The 2130-nt window shown below is 64.3% G+C and carries 1 protein-coding gene and 1 pseudogene; one reads left to right on the top strand and one right to left on the bottom strand.

Going from position 1 to position 2130, the window contains the following annotated elements; translation table 11 throughout:
• On the bottom strand, nucleotides 1–1047 hold a 1047-nt coding region (locus EOA23_RS34095), incomplete at its 3' end, for a condensation domain-containing protein (RefSeq protein ID WP_245474445.1).
• 285 nt (nucleotides 1048–1332) lie between these two features.
• On the opposite strand from EOA23_RS34095, the pseudogene EOA23_RS34090 reads away from it, so the two are divergent.
• Nucleotides 1333–1745: pseudogene (locus tag EOA23_RS34090) on the top strand (transposase); the annotation flags it as partial.
• Between the last annotated feature and the right edge of the window lie 385 nt (nucleotides 1746–2130).

The raw sequence follows: 2130 nt of genomic DNA, 5'->3' as shown, positions 1-2130 counted from the left end.
TCCCCCAAGCGCGGTGGCATCTACTCGCTGCAGCAATGTCTCCAGCGTTGGATCGCCCGACAGATCCATCCGCAGCGCCAGGGTGTTGCCGAAGAAGCCGATCAGCCCCTCGCTCTCGGAGCGCATGCGGCTGGTGGTCGATGTGCCAATGACCAGTTCGTCCTGACCGGAGGGTCGCGCCAGCATGAGCGCCCAGCCCGCCAGCAGAGCCACGAAAAGCGTCGTCCCATGAAATCGGCTCAGTGCCTTGAGCTGCGTGGTCAGCGGCTCGTGCAACACGAACTCGAAATAGCGGCCGCTGAACTCCTGCTGCGCTGGACGCGGCCAGTTCGGTGGCAGCGTCAGCGCCGCTGGTGCGGGCCCCAGTATCCGGAGCCAGTATTCCGCCTGACTTTCCACGACCTGGCCCGTCAGCCAACGGCGCCGCCAAAAGGCGTGGTCCGTATACTGCACCACCAACCTAGCCAGCCGATCCGCCCGGCCTTCCCGCGCCGCGGCGTAGAGCTCGCTGAGCTCGCGAACCAGAACCTTCCGCGACCAGCGGTCCGAGACCATGTGGTGCATGGTGATCAGCGGCACATGATCGTACATCGCCACGCGCAGCAGCCATCCGCGGATCAGCGGCCCGGCTTCCAGGTCGAACACCACGTGCTGCGTCTCATGGCTCATCAGCGCCTTGAGCACCACCTCCACATCCGCTGCGGCCCTCAGATCGTCGCGTTTCAGCCGCAGGCCAGCGTCCGTCGGCCTGACCCGCTGGAACGGTTCACCGTCCTCCAGCCCGAAGGTGCTTCGCAGCACCTCATGACGCGCTTCCAACCCATCCAAGGCCGGCCGAAGGACAGCCTCGTCCGCCTCGCCGCGGAGCTGAAGCCCTATCTGGATGTGACATGCCTCGCTGCCGCCTGCCAGACGCAACAGGAACCAGAGCCGTTGCTGGAATGACAGATGCACCCGCGACGGACGAGGCAAAGCTTCAACCGGCGGGACCGCACTCGACAGTTCAGCGGCTGTCGTATTGGTTTGGATTGTTCGAGCACGTTTCATGTAGACCCCTCGGCCGGAGACGGCGAGACTGCTATAGTCGTAACGGATACCTCACTGTGTTCCATGCAATCGGCGTGCCACCAAAGGGTTGGCCGACCAAGAGGGGCAAAAACCATGTGTTTCGCGCCGCAACGGCGGAATACTTAGCGCCTCTCTGTGTCCGGTTCCGAACACAGAGACGTCTTCAACCGGATACAGCACAACGCGACAACAGGAACGCCGATTTACGACGGCTGCCGAACGCCATGAGGATCGTCAGCATCGCGGAGGCGGCCATGGCTATCGATTCTCGGCATCTGGATCGAGCAGACCGAGGGCGCCAAGTTCTGTCTGCCCGTCATGAACGAACCATGGCGCCGGCGACATCCTGATCGCCGTCGTCGACGGGCTGGAGGGCCTCCCCGAGGCGATCAACGCCGTCTTCTCGCAGACCGCGTGGCACAGACCTGTATCGTCGTGCATCGATCCGTCATTCGCTCGAGTTCGTGTCGTGGAAGGACCGCAAGCCCGTCGTGCCGGCGCTGCGCGCGATCTACCGGGCCAAGGACGCGGAAGCCGGCCTGGCCGCACTCGATGCGTTCGACGCCGGCTATTGGGGCCAGAAATATCCGGCCATCGCGCAGAGTTGGCGGCGCAACTGGCAGCACGTTGCGCCGTTCTTCGCGTTCCCTAAAAGCCTGCGCCGCGTCATCTACACCCACGGATGACATCGACAAGGCTGATGTCGGTTCCGACGCAGTTTCTTTGTTCGGCTTGAAGCCCGTTTCTCCGTCCCGATCCGTGCGTCGCGATCGACGCCATGTCGAGACGCGGTCAAGGCTGGCCGCTGCGCAGCCGGTTCCGCCGAGCGTGGCGTTTCCAGGCCACGCCTTGAAGGCAGCACGTCACGGCGGCTAGGCTGAGGCTGGCCGGGCGGTAGCCGTCGTGCCGACGATTCCTCGTGCTATTTCGCCCGGCACGGACCATGTGGCGCGAGGGGATGAGAGCGCCGCCACGCAGCCGTTATAGTCGTTCCGCGTTTGTGGCGTCCGTGCGCCGCTTCGGCCCGTGTGACCGAACCATCAGCTCGTAGGCACGTTCGGC

This window comes from Mesorhizobium sp. M2A.F.Ca.ET.042.01.1.1 (assembly GCF_003997405.1).
Classification (GTDB): domain Bacteria; phylum Pseudomonadota; class Alphaproteobacteria; order Rhizobiales; family Rhizobiaceae; genus Mesorhizobium.
This window is presented reverse-complemented; position numbering and strand designations above follow the sequence as displayed.